The following is a 16,773-nucleotide window of genomic DNA, read 5'->3' as shown; positions in this document are numbered from 1 at the left end:
ATGCGTCGCGTCGTTATTACCGGTCTAGGCATCGTTTCCTGCCTGGGCAATGACAAAGAAACCGTCTCCGCCAACCTTCGCGCTGGCCGCCCCGGTATCCGCTTCAATCCGGAATACGCCGAGAAGGGTCTGCGCAGCCACGTATCGGGCTCTGTCGACCTGAACCTGGAAGAGTTGATCGACCGCAAGCTGTTCCGCTTCATGGGTGATGCCGCTGCCTATGCCTACCTGGCGATGGAGCAGGCAATCAAGGACTCGGGCCTTAGCGAAGAGCAGGTATCGAACCCGCGTACCGGCCTGATCGCCGGCTCCGGCGGGGCCTCCACGCTGAATCAGATGGAAGCCATCGACACCCTGCGCGAGAAAGGCGTCAAGCGTGTTGGCCCGTACCGCGTTACCCGCACCATGGGCAGCACCGTTTCGGCTTGCCTGGCTACCCCGTTCAAGATCAAGGGCGTCAACTTCTCGATCTCCTCGGCGTGCGCCACCAGTGCCCACTGCATCGGCCAGGCCATGGAGCAGATCCAGCTCGGCAAGCAGGACGTGGTCTTCGCCGGTGGTGGTGAAGAAGAGCACTGGAGCCAGAGCTGCCTGTTCGATGCCATGGGCGCCCTCTCCACCCAGTACAACGACACGCCGGAAAAAGCGTCTCGTGCCTACGATGCCAACCGTGACGGTTTCGTCATCGCCGGCGGCGGTGGCATGGTCGTGGTCGAGGAGCTGGAGCACGCACTGGCTCGCGGAGCCAAGATCTACGCTGAAATCGTCGGCTACGGCGCGACTTCCGATGGCTACGACATGGTCGCTCCGAGCGGCGAAGGCGCGGTGCGCTGCATGCAGCAGGCGCTGGCCACCGTTGATGCCCCGATCGACTACCTCAACACCCACGGCACCTCGACTCCGGTCGGCGACGTCGCGGAAATCAAAGGTATTCGTGAAGTGTTCGCCGGCAACGCCCCGGCCATCAGCTCCACCAAGAGCCTGTCGGGCCACAGCCTGGGCGCCGCTGGCGTGCATGAGGCGATCTACTGCCTGCTGATGATGGAAGGCAACTTCATCACCGCTTCGGCCAACATCGAAGAGCTGGACCCGGCGGTTGCTGACCTGCCGATCCTGCGCGAGACCCGCGAAAACGCCAAGCTGGACACCATCATGTCCAACAGCTTCGGCTTCGGTGGCACCAACGCCACCCTGGTACTCAAGCGCTGGGCTGGCAACTGATCGGTTGCCTGACACGAAAAACGGCGCCCTCGGGCGCCGTTTTTTATGCCTGACTTTCTGCAAATCATCCCATCGCTGCAGCTCAGCGGACTTCGAAACGCTGCTCCGCCAGCTTGCGGTCGCCCTGGAACAGCAGGAAGTGCCACTCCCCCGGCACCACCTCATGGTTCTCGGAAAACTCGAAGGCCATGACGTCCCGAGACGCATCGGGCACCAGCTTCTGCGTCACCACGAACTTGTCATGGCGCCGGCCGTCAGCGCCAACCACGCCGGGCGTGAGGTACAGCAAAGTCAGGGGCTCGCCATCGACCGTCTTGCCGGTCAGGGTATAACGCATCCCGAACTTGGTTCCCAGTTTGGCAGGCACCACGGTCGTCTGCTCGATTTGCTGATTGGCCTGGGTCAGCACACGCTCACCCGGCTGAAAGTCCCTGTGCTGGCTGATGAAAACGCCGGCCTCGACAGGCCCTTGCACCCGCACCTCGGCTTGAGTTAAGCCGGCGGCGAGCAGCAGCACCGTCATCGTCGCGAATCGAAAATGTTGCATCTCACGCTCCTCCATTGGAATGGCGCGAGGCTATGACGCAGCGATGACAACCTGATGACATTCAGCGTGATGCGGGCAGTGCCTCCTGCACCTTGCGCGGCAGGATGGACAGGAAGTTGTCTCGGGCGACCTTGTGGGCGACATCCTCGGGCAGCGCATCGAGGAAGCGGTCGAAGCCGTGCATGTACTCGCCCATGCTGTCGAAGCGGCCCACCACGTCGGAGCCGATCATGAAGCGATCGGGGTAGCGCTCGACCAGCTCTACCCATTTGGGGTCGGGGTTGCCGCTTTCATCGGTCAGGTAAGGCCTGAGCATGGTCCAGGACAGGTCGATATACAGGTTGGGATAGCTTTCCAGCATGCGCGCCAGGGTGTCGAAGAGAAACTCCAGCTTCTCCTGGTGGCGGTGAATCTCCATGCTGGTACCGGCATGGGCCCAGATGAAGCGAACATGCGGGTGGTTGCGCAGCGGCTCCTCGATCTCCTGCAGGTACAGCGGGTTGCGCTCGCGCTTGGAGGTGATGTTGGAGTGCATCATTACTGGCAGGTCGTATTCGGCAGCCAGGTGATAGACGCGCGTCATGGCCTCGTTGTTGGCCCGCGGCGTGCTGCCCTCGATCAGCGAAGTGAGATCGTCATGGCGAGTGAACACCTCGCCGATGCCCTGCCACAGCCCGGGATCGAGCTCCAGCATGCGACGGATGTGGGAATCGGAGTTCTTGTCGTTGGGGTTGAAGCCGGACAGAAACGGATGAAAGCGGTGGCGCTGCGCTTCGGGCACCTGTTTGTAGGCGTGAGCGATCAGCACGTCGGTGGCGCTGTACCAATAGGCGGCTGCGTCGTCACCGGCGTAATAGCGTGGGCGCTTGGGTTCATCTTCGTGCCATTTCTTGGCAACCGGGATGCCCGAGAACATCACGTGATCGACCTTGGACTCGTCCATGCGCTTGAGCAGCATGTCCATGCCGGCGCTTTCCTGGAAGAAATCCACGTAATGCAAATGGGCGTCGGTGTATCGATACTCACGCGCGTCTACAACACTCGCCAGCAGGCCTGCCGACAATAAAAAACCCAGACGAATCAGGCGCATGCAGACGTTCCTCGGTCATTGAGCAGCATAGACTGCACGCGCTTCGCGCAAGTTCAGGCTATCGACCTCCGCTATCGTGCCATTGGCGAGACCAATTGTTTCATTACCGACACATCTAAACCGCCTGGTCTCGGGTATAACCCTTGTCACCTTCAGGACGCAGCCCAGCACAGGATGACGGCATGTCTGACCCGATGTTCGATTACGACAGTATTCTGGAAGCCTGCGCGCACCATGACGAGCGCGCATTCCAGGCGCTGTATCGCCAGGAGTCGGCACAGATGCTCGGGCTGGCCATCAGCCTGCTGGGCCAGCGCGACGCGGCGCAAGATTGCCTGCACGATGCCTTCGTGCAGATCTGGCGCAATGCCGGGCGCTTTCAGCGCTCCCTGGGCAGCGGGCGGGCGTGGATCTACAGCATTCTGCGTTACCGCGCCCTGAATCAGTTGCGCCAGCGCGGCCGCACCGTAACGCTTGGCGACGACATCGCCGATCACCTGATCGACGAAAGCCCGTCGGCCGCTCAGCAGCACGAACAGCAGTCGGACAGGCGTCACCTGCGCGCCTGCCTGCAGAAGCTCGAGCGCCCGCGGCGCCATCCGGTTCTGCTGGCGTTCTACCGCGGGCTGACTCACGAGCAGATCGCCGAGCGGCTGACCACGCCACTGGGCACCATCAAAGGGCGCATTCGTAGCGGGTTGCGCGCACTGCAGGAGTGTTTGCAACGATGATCAGCACTGACCCCGCAGAACGCCGAGCGCTTATCGGTGAATACGTTCTTGGTCTGCTCGAGCAAGAGCAGGCCCACGAAGTTGCCGAGTTGATCGAACGCGACCCGCAGGCAGCCGCCATGGCCCTGGAATGGGAGCAGCATTTTCTCGAACTCAGTGACCGGCTGCCCCCAAGTGCGCCCTCGCCCGGCCTCTGGTCGCGCATCCAGCAGACTCTGGAGCTGGGGCCGCGGCCCAGCGTCTGGCGCCACTGGTGGTCGAACCTCTCCACCTGGCGCCTGACCAGCGCAGCCTTGGCGCTCGCCCTGATCATCGCCCTGCTGCCAGTGCCGTGGCCGGCCGATACGCCCTCGACGAGCTATACCGCTGTGTTGCAGCCGCCCGGTGAGGCGGCGGCGCCAGGCTGGGTGGTGCACATCGATGCCAGCGGTACGCTGCTGCTGGAGCCGTTGCATGAAGATCAGATCGCGGCGAATCGCTCGGTGCAATTCTGGACGCTGGTCGATCCGAAGGACGGCCCGCGCTCACTGGGTCTCGTCGAGCCGGGCGAACCGCTGACCCTGTCCGCCGAGCAGATCGGTGCGGTACAGGCTGGCCAGTTGTTCGAGCTGACCCTCGAACCGTCCGGTGGCTCGCCCTCGAACAGGCCCACCGGGGAGGTGCTGTATATCGGCCGCGCAGTCACCACGGCAATGAACTGAGCCGGCAGATGCAACCAGATGTTTCAATCGACATCTGCCGAGCGACCTCCTGGGTATGACTATCAGGTGCTCTACCACGGTGCCTGGATGCCAGCGCGAAGAAACCTTCGCGCCTTACCCATAGAGAGGACGCTCATGAACATTTCCAAGAAAGTGCTCGGTATCGCCATCACTGCTGCCGCCCTGGGCTGCGCCACCGCCAACGCCGACGACCTGCTGGCCCTGAGTGCGGACGGCAAACTGCTGCACCTCGATACCAAGACCCTCGCCGTCGCTTCCGATGTGAAGCTCAGCGGTGTCTCCAGCTTGCGCGGCATCGATGTACGCCCGGCCAATGGCTCGATCTACGGCCTGGATGACGCCGGCCAGCTCTACACCATCGATGCCAAGAGTGGCGCGGCCACCAAGGCCGCCAAGCTCAGCCAGGCGCTGCCGGGCAACGGCCAGGCCGTGGTCGACTTCAACCCGGTCGCTGACCGCCTGCGCTTGCTGGCAGCCGATGGCACCAGCCTGCGCGTCAATGTCGAGAGCGGTGAAGTAGTGGTGGACGGCAAGGTCGCCTACGCGAAGGACGGCCCGTACGCCGGCAAGACGCCCAAGGTATTAGCCGGTGCGTACACCAACGCCTACAAGGGTACCGAGAAGACGGCGCTGTACACCGTCGACCTGGCGACCGGCAACCTGATGCTGCAGAACCCGCCAAATGACGGCATCCAGCAGGTGGTTGGCAAGATCGCCGACGACCTGAAGAGCGCCGCGCTGGACATCAAGAGCGATGGCAAGGGCGGCAATACCGCCTATCTGCTGACCGGCACCACGTTGCATCAGATCAACCTGGAAACGGGCAAGGCCACAGCCCTGGGCGAGATCAAGAACCTGCCCCACGACATCATCGACATCGCCGTTCTACCAGCCAAGTAAGACGATAAAGGGGGAAGGCCACACGGCCTTCCCCCTTTATTTTCGCGTTTTTCGCGTTACTCGAACACTTCGTCGAGCAGATTATCCATGGCCTTGAATGCCCGAGCCGCCACCAGTGGATGGTACTGATTGCTGCCTGGGGTGTTGGCCAGGGGATCGGTGAACGAATGCACGGCCCCGCCGTAGCTGACCAATTGCCAATCCACCTTGGCGGCCTTCATTTCCTTCATGAACCCGTCGACCTGCGCCGGCGGCACTGCCGGGTCATCCGCCCCATGCAGCACCAGCACCGGTGCCTTGATGTTGTTGGCATCAGCGGGATTGGGCGTATCCAGGTTACCGTGGAAAGACACGAAGGCTTTGAGTGGCGCACCCGAGCGGGCCAGTTCGAGGACGGTGCCGCCGCCGAAGCAGAAGCCGATCGCGCCGAGCCTGGCGGTATCCAGAGCGACCTGGCTGGTTTGCGCCTTGAGTACATCGACTGCCGCCTGGGCACGCTTGCGCATCAACGCACGGTCGCTGCGCACGGTCGTCGCCGCCTGCTTTGCCTCGTCGGCGTTGCTGGGGCGAATGCTCTTGCCGTACATGTCGGCCACGAACACCACGTACTTGTCGCCGGCGGCCCGGGCGGCCTTTTCGGCGGACGCGTCAGTGACGCCCAACCAGTTCGGCACCATCAGAAGGCCCGGACGCGGGTCGCTGACCGCATCGTCGTAAACGAGCTTACCTTCGAATGGCTGGCCATCGATCTCGTAGGGGACGTTCTTGACCACCACCCCCGCCTCGGCCAATCCGGCCAAGCCCAGCAACGCTGCCGACAACAGTGATTTCCTCATCGCGTGATTCCTTCTGTCTGTACCCAGTGATGGCAGCCAATGCTGCGCCCGAGCACAAGGAAGCACATTTGCGGCGCCGGGGAAACCCGAACGCCGCGAGCGAACACTGGATCAGGCGGCAGCGAACAAGCCGTCGATCTGCGCATGGGCACTGCGCAGTGCATTGGCTTTCGGCTCCTCGCCGTATGCCAGGCCTTCTGCCCGCACCACTTCGATATCGGTGATGCCCAGGAAGCGCAGCACCAGAATCAGGTAGTCCTCATGGGCCTGGCCACTGGCCTGGCCGGCATGAATGCCACCGGCAGTCGAGGCGATGACCACTTTCTTGCCACCGGCCAGACCTTGCGGGCCATTCTCAGTGTAAGAGAAGGTCTTGCCAGCGACCGCAATACGGTCGATCCAGGCCTTGAGTTGAGTCGGCACGGTGAAGTTGTACATCGGCGCGCCAATCACGATGGCGTCGGCTGCCAGAAATTCTTCCAGGGTCGCTTCGGCCAGGGCCACTTCGTGAGCCTGGGCGGCGTCGCGCAGCTCGGCCGGGGTGCCACCAGCCACAAAGCTGGCCGCAGAGAGGTGGCTCAGCGCATCGCTGGCCAGGTCACGGTAGGTAACCTGAACATCGGCCTGGCTGTTCTTCCAGGCTTCGGTGACCGCTGCGCTGAGCTGGCGGGAGGCGGAGGCATCGCCAAGAATGCTGGAATCGAGGTGCAGAAGTTTCATGAAGCGCTCCTTGAAAGAGGTCGGTGACTGTTCGATGGGTTAATCCTATCAATGGAGCCAATCACTGATTAGCCCGTAAAAATGCGATGATGCGTTCCACCAGTAGAACAACCCGTGTTTTTTACAGGCCTGGAGCTTTCATGCAGGATCTCAACGATCTGATGTACTTCGCCAAGGTGGTCGAGCACGGCGGTTTCAGCGCCGCCGGCCAACAGCTGGGTATCCCCAAGTCGCGCCTGTCACGGCGTGTGGCCGAACTCGAGGCCCGCCTTGGCGTGCGCCTGCTGCAGCGCACCACCCGCAAACTGGCGCTGACCGAAACTGGCGAGCGCTATCTGCGACATTGCCAGGCGATGCTGCTCGAAGCCGAACAGGCGCAGGAGGCCGTGGCCTCGCTGAGCAGCGAACCACGCGGGCGAGTGCGCATGTCCTGCCCTGTCGAGCTGGCGCGCGCCGGGCTGCACCCGGTGATCACCAGTTTTCTGGCCAAGTACCCGCTGGTGCAACTCGACGTGGTGCTGACCAACCGCCGTGTGGACCTGCTGCAGGAGGGCCTCGACGTCGCGTTGCGTGTGCGCGATCAGAACGACGAGGATCCCTCGCTGATCGCCCGCCAGCTGGCGCCCGCCTCCGCTTACCTGGTAGCAGCTCCGGCATTGCTGCAGGGGCTGGACATCCGCACGCCCGACGATCTGCAACGGTTGCCGGCACTTGGCGCGGCGGCGAGCGACAGACGCATTCATCACCTGCTCAGAAATTCAGCCGGCGCACGCCGCGAAGTGACCCTGGAGGCACGCCTGAGCATCGAAGACTTCGATATCCGCCGCGAGGCCGCACTACAGGGGCTGGGCTTCACCATGCTGCCGCACACCAAGTGCATGACCGATCTGCAGGCAGGCCGTCTGGTGCGCCTGCTGCCAGACTGGAACCTGCCCGGCGGGCACCTGCAGGTCGTATACCCTCACCGGCGCGGCATGCTGCCAGCCGTTCGAGCCTGGCTCGAGCATATGATCCAGGCCAGCAGCGAGGGCTGGCTGATGCCTGGAACGGACCTGGCTCGCACAGAGTCAGACCAACCTGATAACGTTATCCCCCACTCCACCGTACAGGACACCCGATGACCGCCCGCAAGCCCCAGGCACCCGGCCAGACCGCGCGAATTCTAGCCGTGGTGTTCTTCACCTTCATCGGCTTTCTCTGCGTTGGCCTGCCCCTGGCGGTGCTACCCGGTTTCGTGCTCAATGACCTGGGCTACGGCTCGGTGATGGCAGGCCTGGTGATCAGCCTGCAGTACCTCGTCACCCTGGTTTCACGGCCAATCACCGGCATACTGATCGACCGGATCGGCCCCAAGCGTGCGGTGGTCTACGGCTTGGCTGGCACCCTGGGCAGCGGTGTGCTGACCCTGGCGGCGACCAGCCTGCATGAGGCGTCCGGCGCGATAGGTCTGGGTCTGCTGCTGGCCGGGCGCGTCGCCCTGGGTATTTCCCAGGCGCTGATCGGCACCGGCTCGATCACCTGGGGCATCGGCCGGGTCGGCGCCGAGAATACCGCCCGGGTGATTTCCTGGAACGGCATCGCCTCCTACGGCGCCATCGCCATCGGCGCACCACTGGGCGTGCTGATGGCTTCGACGTTGGGACTGTGGAGCATTGGCGCGGCCATCACCCTGCTCAGCCTTGGTGCGCTGTGGGTGGCACGCGACAAACCGGCCATCCCGGTCATCCAGGGCAAGCGCCTGCCGTTTCACAACGTCTTTCTGGCCATCGCCCCCAATGGCTTGGCGCTGGCCCTGGGCTCCATCGGTTTCGGCACCCTGGCGACCTTCGTCACCCTGTATTATGCGAGCCTCGGTTGGGAACACGCCGCCTATTGCCTGAGCGCATTCGGCCTGGCCTTCATCGCCGCGCGGCTGCTGTTCGCAGGTGCCATCGAGCGGCGCGGCGGCTACCGCGTTGCCACCATTTGCCTGGCAATCGAAACCCTCGGCCTGTTGCTGCTGTGGATCGCACCGATCCCAGCCCTGGCCCTGTGTGGCGCAGCGCTGACCGGCTTCGGCCTGTCGCTGGTGTATCCTGCGCTTGGCGTCGAGGCGATCGGCAACATTCCAGCGGCCAGCCGCAGTTCGGCACTGGGCGCCTACGCACTGTTCTTCGATCTGGCGTTGGGTGTGGCCGGCCCCCTGATGGGCCTTGTCGCCACCGCCTATAACTACGGCGCGGTGTTTCTCGCCTCGGGCTTGCTGTCGCTGCTTGGCCTGGGGCTGAGCCTGTTACTGCTACGCCGTGCCGAGCGGCCAAAGGCGGTGCAGCCGTGACTCGTGACGAACTGATCGCCTTCTGCCTGCAACTGCCGGGGGCTCGGGTGGATTACAAATGGGGCAGCAACCAAGTGTTTTCCGTGGCGCACAACAAGATGTTCGCCGTCCTCGATTTTCTCGGTGACAACCTGGCCTTCAAGGTCGACGACGCGCTGTTTCTGGGCTTCACCGATCAGCCCGGTATCCGCCCGGCGCCCTACCTCGCCCGCGCCCACTGGATCAGCATGAACGGCAGCCAACCACCGCTGGGTGACGAGGAATTGCGGGACCTGTTGACCCGCTCCCACCAACTGGTGGTACGGCGCCTGCCACGCAAGCAGCAGGTCGGCCTGCTGCTCGATCTATAGCAGGCTGCGTAACCAGCCGCTGGTATAGGCGCCGCCGAGCAACAACTGATCGATCCAGACCAACTGGTGCAACGCCACGATGGCCCAGAAGACCAGCAGGTAGGACGCCTTGCGCGTCTTGTGCCGAAAGGTCTGCTGAGCCAACAACGCACCAGGCCAACCGCCGGCCAGTTCGACCAGGTGCAAAGTCTTTTCCGGCGTACGCTGGCGACCCTGCTGGGCGCTGTTCTTGTCGTGCCAGTAGAGGATGAAGCACAGCACGCTGGCCACGGGATAGACCAACGCCGGCCAGACCGCTCCATTGCCCAGCCAACGCAATGCGCCGAGCACAGGGAGCAGACATAGAGCGGCGAAAGCCAGCCATTTGGCGAGCGGATTGCGCACTGCAACTGCTGGCCGGCGAGCGCCGCGCGCGGTTGGCCTGGCAGCCTTGGTGCTTGGCCTGGCGGCGTTGGGCTTGGCGGTAGTCGGCTTGACGCGAATCTGCGGCTGATCGATCGCCAGCTCACCGGCCAGGCGCACATGCTCGGCGCGCAAGCGGCCCTTATCGTCGCGCCCGGCCACGAACAGCACCTGGTCCCCAGCAGTGGGTCGACGATCGCCACGCATCGCCGAAATGTGCGCGAACACGTCGGTTCCACCGGCAATGGGCTGAATGAACCCGAAGCCCTTGTCATCATCCCAGCGTTTGATACGGCCCGCCTGTTCCCTGCTCTGCATGTGCGTCCTTGACGGCTTGGCGATCAGCCCTGCGCCGTGCTCCAGTCGATCCAGCCGAACTGCCAGGTGGCCAGAATCAACAGGCCGAAGGCGATCCGGTACCAGGCGAATACCGCGTAACTGTGGTTGGCGATGAATACCAGCAGCGCACGCACCGTCAGCATAGCGACGATGAAGGTGGTGACGAAACCGATGGCGAATACCGGTAAATCGCTCAGTTGCAGGATATCCCGGTACTTGTAGAGCGAGTACACCGTGGCGGCGACCATGGTCGGCATCGCCAGAAAGAACGAGAACTCGGTGGCCGCCTTGCGCGACAGGCCGAACAGCAGGCCGCCGATGATGGTCGAGCCGGAGCGCGAGGTCCCCGGAATCAATGCCAGACACTGGGCGAAGCCGACCTTGAGAGCCAGCTTCCAGTCCATGTCGTCGACCGTCTCGGCGACGATGCGGTGCTGACGTTTCTCGGCCCAGAGCATCACCACACCCCCGATGACCAGCGCGGCGCTGACCGTGATCGGGTTGAACAGCCAGTGCTCGATGAGATCGGCGAACAGCAAGCCGAGCACCACCGCCGGAAAGAACGCGATCATCAGGTTGACGGTGAAACGCCGGGCCATGGGATCGCTGCCCAGGCCGGTGACCACCGACAGGATGCGCTGACGAAACTCCCACATCACAGCCAGGATGGCGCCAAGCTGGATGATGATCTTGAAGGCCGTGGCGCGCTCGCCGTTGAAATCCAGCAAGTCACCGACAACGATCAGGTGCCCGGTGCTGGAAATGGGCAGAAATTCGGTGAGACCTTCAACGATACCCAGAATCAACGCCTGAAAAGCGAGCCAACTGTCCATCGAAACTCCTCGGAAAGGTGCCAGATGAACTGGCTGTAAAGGGATTGTTTCTCGGACTGGAGGCGCTGGAGGAGGTTCCAGCGGGGCCGAAAAAAGCGGCAGTTATAAATCACTCCCATGCAATTTCAAAACGCTATCAAAGCGAAATTGTCACTTTCCTGCCAGCCGACCGATCTCCCAGGCGCCACAAGCGCTAGAATGCGCGCCCGTCCCACCGTCACACACCGAGGTTCCATGTCACCGCTCGAAGTTTGTGCCTCGTTGCTCGGCCTGATCGCCGTCTGGCTGACCGTGCGGCAGAACCCCTGGTGCTGGCCGATCGGGCTGGTCATGGTAGTGCTCTATGCGTGGGTGTTCTTCCAGGCCAAGCTGTACTCCAACACGCTGCTGCAATGCGTCTACGCTACCCTGCAGCTTTACGGGTGGTGGCATTGGACACGCGGCGACCGCCCCGACGAGCGCCTGCAGGTATCGAGCCTGAACCTGCGGCAGATCCTTTCAGGCCTTGCCCTGGGCGTGCTCGGTTCGGCCGTGCTGGGCCTGCTGATGATGACCTACACCGATGCCAGCGCGCCTTGGCAGGACGCGACCTTGTGCGCTTTCAGCCTCGTCGCGCAAGTGTGGATGGCCAAGAAGCGCCTGCAATGCTGGGCACTGTGGATCCTCCTCGATGTGCTGTTCGTCGTGCTGTTCATCGATCAGGCGCTGTACCTCACCGCTGCGCTGTACGCCCTATTTACGCTGCTTGCCTGCCATGGCTGGCTGACCTGGCGGCGCGAACTGGTCGGCGTGCGTCCATGAACGTCCTGGTTCTGACTGGCCCGGAATCCAGCGGCAAGAGCTGGCTGGCGAGCGAGCTGCAGCAGCGCTTCGGCGGTATCGTGGTCGGTGAATACGTCCGCCACTTCATCGACGCCCAGCAGCGCGACACCTGCTACGCCGATATTTCCGCCATCGCCCGCGGACAGCTGGCCTGGGAAGACGCCGCCCGCGAGCAGCGCCCTCACCTGCTGATCCTCGACACCCACCTGCTCAGCAACATTCTCTGGAGCCGCGCCCTGTTCGGTGATTGCCCGCAGTGGATGGAACCCGCCCTGCTGGCCCGCGAGTATCACCTGCACCTGTTGCTCGACCCGCGCGGCGTCGAATGGGTGGGCGATGGACAGCGTTGCCAGCCGGATCTGGCGGAGCGCCTGGCCTTTCACCAGGCCTGCGCACAATGGCTCAAGGCCAACGGCCAGAACGTGGTGGAAATCGACGGCACCTGGCATGAACGCCAGCGCGCAGCAATAAGCTGCGTGGGAAGCTGGCTCGGCGTCAGCGGGTAGACATCGACGAAAAATGCCCTTATGGAAGCGTGGCATCTTGCCATTAACCGACAGCATGGGCATAAAGGAGCACTACTAGAAAAACGCAACAAGGACGTCCCCGATGCGCCTGATTCGCCGCACCGTGCAGATCATCGCCCTGCTCCTGCTGACCGCTCTGCTGGTCATCGTCTACTACATCGCCAAGCCCAATCTGCCGGCCTATACGCCGGTGGAAAAGGTGCACTATCTCGGCCAGTGGAGTGACCAGCAGCGACAGTTCTATTACTACACGCCCCAGGGCACGACCGTGAAAGGCCTGCACTACGCCTGGTTCACGGCCTTGGAGATGCCGTTCGGCAAGGCCAAGTTCGCCGATCCGGATTACCTGGCGCGCTTCGGTTTTCTGACCCAGCCAGGACAGAAAGCCACGGCCCTGAACCCCGGCAACCTGCCGGTGGGTTTTGCCCGCCATGAGGACGATGAGAGCGGCGTCCAGTATCTGGACATCACCTGCGCCGCCTGCCACACCGGCGAGCTGCGTTACCAGGGCCAGGCGGTGCGCATCGATGGTGGCGCCGCGCTGCACTCGCTGGCGTCTACCGTGCCGACGCTAAAAGGGGGCAGCTTCGGCCAGGCCCTCGGCATGAGCATGGCGTCCACCTACTACAACCCATTGAAATTCCGCCGCTTCGCCCACGAGGTGCTGGGCGAGCATTACGAGCGCGACTACGACGCCCTGCGCGCGGAGTTCAAACAGGTTCTCGATCGCCTGCTGAGCACTGCCTATAACGACTGGCACCGCGGTCTCTACCCGACCGAAGAAGGCTTCGGCCGTACCGATGCGTTCGGCCGCATCGCCAATACGGTGTTCGGTGACAGCATCGATGCCGCCAACTACCGCGTGGCCGATGCGCCAGTCAGCTATCCCCACCTGTGGGACATCTGGAAATTCGACTGGGTGCAATGGAACGGTTCGGCCATGCAACCCATGGCCCGTAACGTCGGCGAGGCACTGGGGGTCGGCGCTACCCTGCAGCTGCTCGACGAAAACGGGCGCCCGGTGCCACACGATCAGCGCTACGCGTCCAGCGTGCGCATCAACGACCTCTATCAGCTGGAGGAAACGCTCAAACACCTGCAACCGCCAGCCTGGCCGGAAAAGGTCTTTGGCAAGATCGACCTGCCGCTCGCCAGTCGCGGTCGCGCCCTGTTCCAGGAAAACTGCGCCGTCTGCCACGCACCGAAGGTTGTGCCGCCTGGTCATCGCATGGCACCCGATCGGGATCCTGAGTGGTACATGCAAGTCGTCGATACGTCCATCGTGGGCACCGATTCCACCACCGCCGACAATATCGCCGACCACCGTTTCGATATCCGCAAGCTGGGCTGGAAGAAAGCCGAACTGGCGAAGCTGGACGTGAAGCTGTATAGCAACAGCCTCGACAAGATCGACTTCAGCGCCATCTCCACTGCCGAGGCGCTGGCCTATGTCACCGCCTACGTCGAGGACCGCGCCTATCGCGACAACGGCATCGCGCCAGAGCAGCGCAAACGCATGGACGGCTACGGCCTGCCAATTGGCGTCCAAGAGATCCGTGGCTACAAGGTGCGGCCGCTGGATGGCATCTGGGCCACCCCCCCCTTTCTGCATAACGGCTCGGTGCCAACGCTCTTTCATCTGCTGTCGCCGGTATCGGAGCGGCCCAGCAGCTTCTGGGTGGGCAATTTCGAATTCGATCCAAAGCATGTGGGCTTCGTCAGCGACAAGTTCCCAGGCGGTTTCCTGCTCGATACACGCATCAAGGGCAATGGCAACGGCGGCCATGAATTCCGCGATGGCTGCCGTAACGATGGCGTCATCGGCCGTGGCCTGCAGCCGGAGGAGCGCTGGGCGCTGGTCGAATACCTGAAGGTGCTGGGTAACCCGGCGCTGGAAAACCAGTTGAGCGACGTGCCGGCCAAAGCCTGGAATCCCGGGCAGAACTGCCAAGGCACCGTGAACGCAAATCACAAGGAGTCCAACGATGCTTAAACGATTTTGGCTGTGGCTCGGACGCCTGCTGGGCACAACGCTGATCATCCTGCTGGTCGTTGGCTTGGGTGGCTGGGCGGTGGGCAGCGCCTATTACAGCTGGAAATTTTCCGGCCCGGTTTCCAGCGAAGAGCAAATTCCAGCCGATGAGGCTGCCTACACGGCTGGCATCATCGAAGACGCCATTCGCGTTGTCGAGCAGCACCGCGACAATACCCGGGTCCTGCGCGACGCCCATGCCAAGGCACATGGCTGCGTAAGGGCTGAAGTCACGGTGAAAGCGGAACTCGATGAAAGCCTGCGCTACGGCGTGCTCGCCGAACCTGGCAAGACCTGGCAGGCATGGATGCGCCTGTCCAACGGCAACGCCTACCCGCAATTCGACCGCGCTCGGGATGCCCGAGGCATGGCCATCAAACTGCTCGACGTGCCTGGCGCCAAGCTGATGAACAATCCACGCAGTGCTGGCGATCAGGACTTCGTGATGTTCAATCACCCCGCGTTCTTCGTGCGTGACGTGGCGGAGTACCGTAGCAACTTCGCTGCGCAAGCGGACGGCAAGAAAGCCCTGGCCTTCTTTCCGAGCTGGGATCCGCGAACCTGGGAGATTCGCCACCTGATCATCGCGCTGAAAACCCTGTCCCCTGCCCCCGCCAGCCCGGTGGAAACCACCTACAATTCCATCGCCCCGTTCAAGTTGGGGCCGCACAACATCAAGTATCGGGTCATTCCAACACCGGAAAACTGCCCGGCTTACGCCATTCCCAAGCCTAATACCGATCTGCCCAACTTCCTGCGCAGTGCCCTCTATCAGCAGCTTTCCCTGGACCGCATGCCAGCCTGCTTCTTGCTTCAGGTACAACGGCAGAACCCGGATTACTACATGCCAATCGAAGACCCTAGCGTGGAGTGGGACGAGAAGATCGCGCCGTTCGAGACCGTCGCCGATATCCGCCTGCCAGCTCAGGACTTCGATAGCTCGGAGCAGAATCTGTTCTGCGACAACCTGTCGTTCAACCCATGGCACGCCCTGCCCGAACACCGCCCGATCGGTGGCATCAACCGTTTGCGCAAGGCGGTGTACGAGGCAGTGAGCGTGTATCGTCACGATCGCAACGCTGCGCTGGGCCAGTAAGCCCCCTACAGGTTGCAGCAGGCTGCTAGAATTGCAGCCTGTTTGCCCTGTAGAAAAGAGATTGGCCTTGGAACTGTTCAAAGAATTCATCTTCGAAGCCGCCCACCGGCTCCCCCACGTCCCCGACGGCCATAAGTGCGGTCGCCTGCATGGCCACTCGTTCCGCATCGCGGTCTATATCGAGGGTGATGTCGATCCGTATACCGGCTGGATTCGTGATTTCTCGGAGATCAAGGCCATCTTCAAGCCGATCTACGAGCAGCTCGATCACAACTACCTCAACGACATCCCCGGCCTGGAAAACCCGACCAGCGAAATACTCGCCAAATGGGTATGGCAACAGCTCAAGCCGTTACTGCCGGAGCTGTCGCGCATTCGTATCCATGAGACCTGCACCAGCGGTTGCGAATATCGCGGCGACTGAAACGACCTTGCTTCCGTGGTTTCACTGCGGAAGGGACAAGGCAGAAACGACAAAGCCCGCGCAATGCGGGCTTCGTCGTTTCTGAGCCATGATCATCCTGGGCATTGATGCTCGGCTGATGTTGTCCATGCCAGGTAGGTCATTCGAGCATCCCGACAAACTCGCACCAGCTCCCTGGGTTACGCCTTCGGCTAACCCAGGCTACGAGAGCGCTATACGCACCGTAGGGTGGAAGACGCTTCACCCTTCCACCGCTGATTCGCAGCCCACCAGAAGCCCGGAGGCGTAGCCTGCGGTTGGGCGAAGCGCTCCCCAGGTCAGCTTACCTTCTGGCCGCCTGCCTGATGCTGCTGGGTATTAGGCCTTTAGAATTTTCCTGGCCCCAAAAGACGAAACCCCAGACCTCTGTCGAGATCTGGGGTTTCTTATAGAAGCTTGACGATGATCTGGCCGGCATTCCGGTGGCCGGCACTCCGGGACTCTCACAGCCACACCATCATTCGAGCCAAAAAGAGAAAGCCCTGATCAGTTACCTGATCAGGGCTTTCGGGTAGAAGCTTGACGATGACCTACTCTCACATGGAGAAGCTCCACACTACCATCGGCGATGCGTCGTTTCACTACTGAGTTCGGGATGGGATCAGGTGGTTCCAACGCTCTATGGTCGTCAAGCAAACTGGTTGCTGCTTCGGGGTTTAGCCGCTGCAGCGAATTGGGTATGTGATGTCGGTTGGTATTACGTGTTCTCGCAAATTTTCGGCATTACTGTCGACTTCAACCGTCTAACAGCCAAATTGTTTGGGTGTTATATGGTCAAGCCTCACGGGCAATTAGTACTGGTTAGCTCAACGCCTCACAACGCTT

At 62.2% G+C, this 16,773-nt stretch carries 18 protein-coding genes and 1 rRNA gene; 12 read left to right on the top strand and 7 right to left on the bottom strand.

All coding sequences use genetic code 11. The annotated features are described in order from the left end of the window. Complete coding sequence (fabB, locus tag BVH06_RS00120) at window positions 1-1,221, top strand: beta-ketoacyl-ACP synthase I (RefSeq protein ID WP_075930030.1); 1,221 nt, start codon at window positions 1-3, stop codon at window positions 1,219-1,221. Window positions 1,222-1,303: 82 nt separating this feature from the next. Here the strand turns inward: fabB and BVH06_RS00115 are convergent, their stop codons facing one another. Then, entirely contained in the window at window positions 1,304-1,768 is a 465-nt protein-coding gene (locus tag BVH06_RS00115) for a DUF3859 domain-containing protein (RefSeq protein WP_075930029.1), read from the bottom strand. Between the two features lie 61 nt (window positions 1,769-1,829). Beyond that, window positions 1,830-2,858: an amidohydrolase family protein gene (locus BVH06_RS00110; protein WP_139315519.1), complete on the bottom strand. Its 1,029-nt coding sequence runs from the start codon at window positions 2,856-2,858 to the stop codon at window positions 1,830-1,832. 182 nt (window positions 2,859-3,040) lie between these two features. On the opposite strand from BVH06_RS00110, the gene BVH06_RS00105 reads away from it, so the two are divergent. From BVH06_RS00105 to BVH06_RS00095, 3 genes are all read left to right on the top strand, one after another. Next, window positions 3,041-3,589 (top strand): sigma-70 family RNA polymerase sigma factor, encoded by a 549-nt coding sequence (locus BVH06_RS00105; RefSeq protein WP_075930028.1) that lies wholly within the window; start codon window positions 3,041-3,043, stop codon window positions 3,587-3,589. Continuing rightward, a complete protein-coding gene (locus BVH06_RS00100) occupies window positions 3,586-4,290 on the top strand; it encodes an anti-sigma factor domain-containing protein (RefSeq protein WP_075932798.1) in 705 nt (234 codons plus the stop codon). Before BVH06_RS00105 ends, BVH06_RS00100 begins: the two co-directional genes overlap by 4 nt. A gap of 135 nt (window positions 4,291-4,425) precedes the next feature. Continuing rightward, a complete protein-coding gene (locus BVH06_RS00095) occupies window positions 4,426-5,211 on the top strand; it encodes a DUF4394 domain-containing protein (protein WP_075930026.1) in 786 nt (261 codons plus the stop codon). A 56-nt stretch (window positions 5,212-5,267) separates the two neighbouring features. Here BVH06_RS00095 and BVH06_RS00090 read toward each other — a convergent pair whose 3' ends face one another. Beyond that, the gene (locus tag BVH06_RS00090; RefSeq protein ID WP_074888632.1) at window positions 5,268-6,047 is read right to left on the bottom strand and encodes a dienelactone hydrolase family protein; all 780 of its coding nucleotides are present in this window, start codon (window positions 6,045-6,047) and stop codon (window positions 5,268-5,270) included. A 111-nt stretch (window positions 6,048-6,158) separates the two neighbouring features. Further along, window positions 6,159-6,767, bottom strand: a complete 609-nt coding sequence (locus BVH06_RS00085) for an FMN-dependent NADH-azoreductase (RefSeq protein WP_075930025.1) — start codon at window positions 6,765-6,767, stop codon at window positions 6,159-6,161. Between the two features lie 140 nt (window positions 6,768-6,907). On the opposite strand from BVH06_RS00085, the gene BVH06_RS00080 reads away from it, so the two are divergent. Genes BVH06_RS00080 through BVH06_RS00070 form a run of 3 tightly spaced genes read left to right on the top strand, consistent with a single transcriptional unit; the run spans window position 6,908 to window position 9,434 of the window. Continuing rightward, complete coding sequence (locus BVH06_RS00080; protein WP_075932797.1) at window positions 6,908-7,888, top strand: LysR substrate-binding domain-containing protein; 981 nt, start codon at window positions 6,908-6,910, stop codon at window positions 7,886-7,888. Next, the gene (locus tag BVH06_RS00075) at window positions 7,885-9,084 is read left to right on the top strand and encodes an MFS transporter (protein ID WP_075929965.1); all 1,200 of its coding nucleotides are present in this window, start codon (window positions 7,885-7,887) and stop codon (window positions 9,082-9,084) included. Before BVH06_RS00080 ends, BVH06_RS00075 begins: the two co-directional genes overlap by 4 nt. Continuing rightward, entirely contained in the window at window positions 9,081-9,434 is a 354-nt protein-coding gene (locus BVH06_RS00070) for an MmcQ/YjbR family DNA-binding protein (protein ID WP_075932796.1), read from the top strand. Before BVH06_RS00075 ends, BVH06_RS00070 begins: the two co-directional genes overlap by 4 nt. On the opposite strand, the gene BVH06_RS00065 is transcribed toward BVH06_RS00070, so the two are convergent. Beyond that, a complete protein-coding gene (locus BVH06_RS00065; protein WP_075932795.1) occupies window positions 9,429-10,154 on the bottom strand; it encodes a DUF1294 domain-containing protein in 726 nt (241 codons plus the stop codon). The two genes, BVH06_RS00070 and BVH06_RS00065, sit on opposite strands and share 6 nt — an antisense overlap. Window positions 10,155-10,177: 23 nt before the next feature. After that, window positions 10,178-11,008 carry an undecaprenyl-diphosphate phosphatase gene (locus tag BVH06_RS00060; protein WP_075932794.1) on the bottom strand — a complete coding sequence of 277 codons (831 nt, stop codon included), beginning with the start codon at window positions 11,006-11,008 and terminating at the stop codon, window positions 10,178-10,180. Between the two features lie 234 nt (window positions 11,009-11,242). On the opposite strand from BVH06_RS00060, the gene pnuC reads away from it, so the two are divergent. The 5 genes from pnuC to queD all read left to right on the top strand — a co-directional run bounded on the left by pnuC (window position 11,243) and on the right by queD (window position 15,909). After that, entirely contained in the window at window positions 11,243-11,809 is a 567-nt protein-coding gene (pnuC, locus tag BVH06_RS00055; RefSeq protein WP_075929961.1) for a nicotinamide riboside transporter PnuC, read from the top strand. Continuing rightward, window positions 11,806-12,336, top strand: a complete 531-nt coding sequence (locus BVH06_RS00050; protein WP_075929960.1) for an AAA family ATPase — start codon at window positions 11,806-11,808, stop codon at window positions 12,334-12,336. The genes pnuC and BVH06_RS00050 overlap by 4 nt, the downstream gene beginning before the upstream one ends. A gap of 103 nt (window positions 12,337-12,439) precedes the next feature. Beyond that, the gene (locus BVH06_RS00045; RefSeq protein WP_075932793.1) at window positions 12,440-14,350 is read left to right on the top strand and encodes a di-heme-cytochrome C peroxidase; all 1,911 of its coding nucleotides are present in this window, start codon (window positions 12,440-12,442) and stop codon (window positions 14,348-14,350) included. Further along, window positions 14,343-15,485, top strand: coding sequence for a catalase family protein (locus BVH06_RS00040; protein WP_075932792.1), 1,143 nt, complete (start codon window positions 14,343-14,345; stop codon window positions 15,483-15,485). The genes BVH06_RS00045 and BVH06_RS00040 overlap by 8 nt, the downstream gene beginning before the upstream one ends. A 67-nt stretch (window positions 15,486-15,552) precedes the next feature. After that, on the top strand, window positions 15,553-15,909 hold the full coding sequence (gene queD, locus BVH06_RS00035; protein WP_075932791.1) for a 6-carboxytetrahydropterin synthase QueD: 357 nt from the start codon (window positions 15,553-15,555) through the stop codon (window positions 15,907-15,909). A gap of 556 nt (window positions 15,910-16,465) precedes the next feature. Here the strand turns inward: queD and rrf are convergent. Continuing rightward, a 5S ribosomal RNA gene (rrf, locus tag BVH06_RS00030) occupies window positions 16,466-16,581 on the bottom strand. Window positions 16,582-16,773 lie beyond the last annotated feature (192 nt).

The organism is Pseudomonas sp. PA27(2017) (assembly GCF_001945445.1).
In the GTDB taxonomy this organism is placed as follows: domain Bacteria; phylum Pseudomonadota; class Gammaproteobacteria; order Pseudomonadales; family Pseudomonadaceae; genus Aquipseudomonas.
Note: the sequence above shows the minus strand (reverse complement) of the source record. Positions and strands in the feature narration are given on the sequence as shown.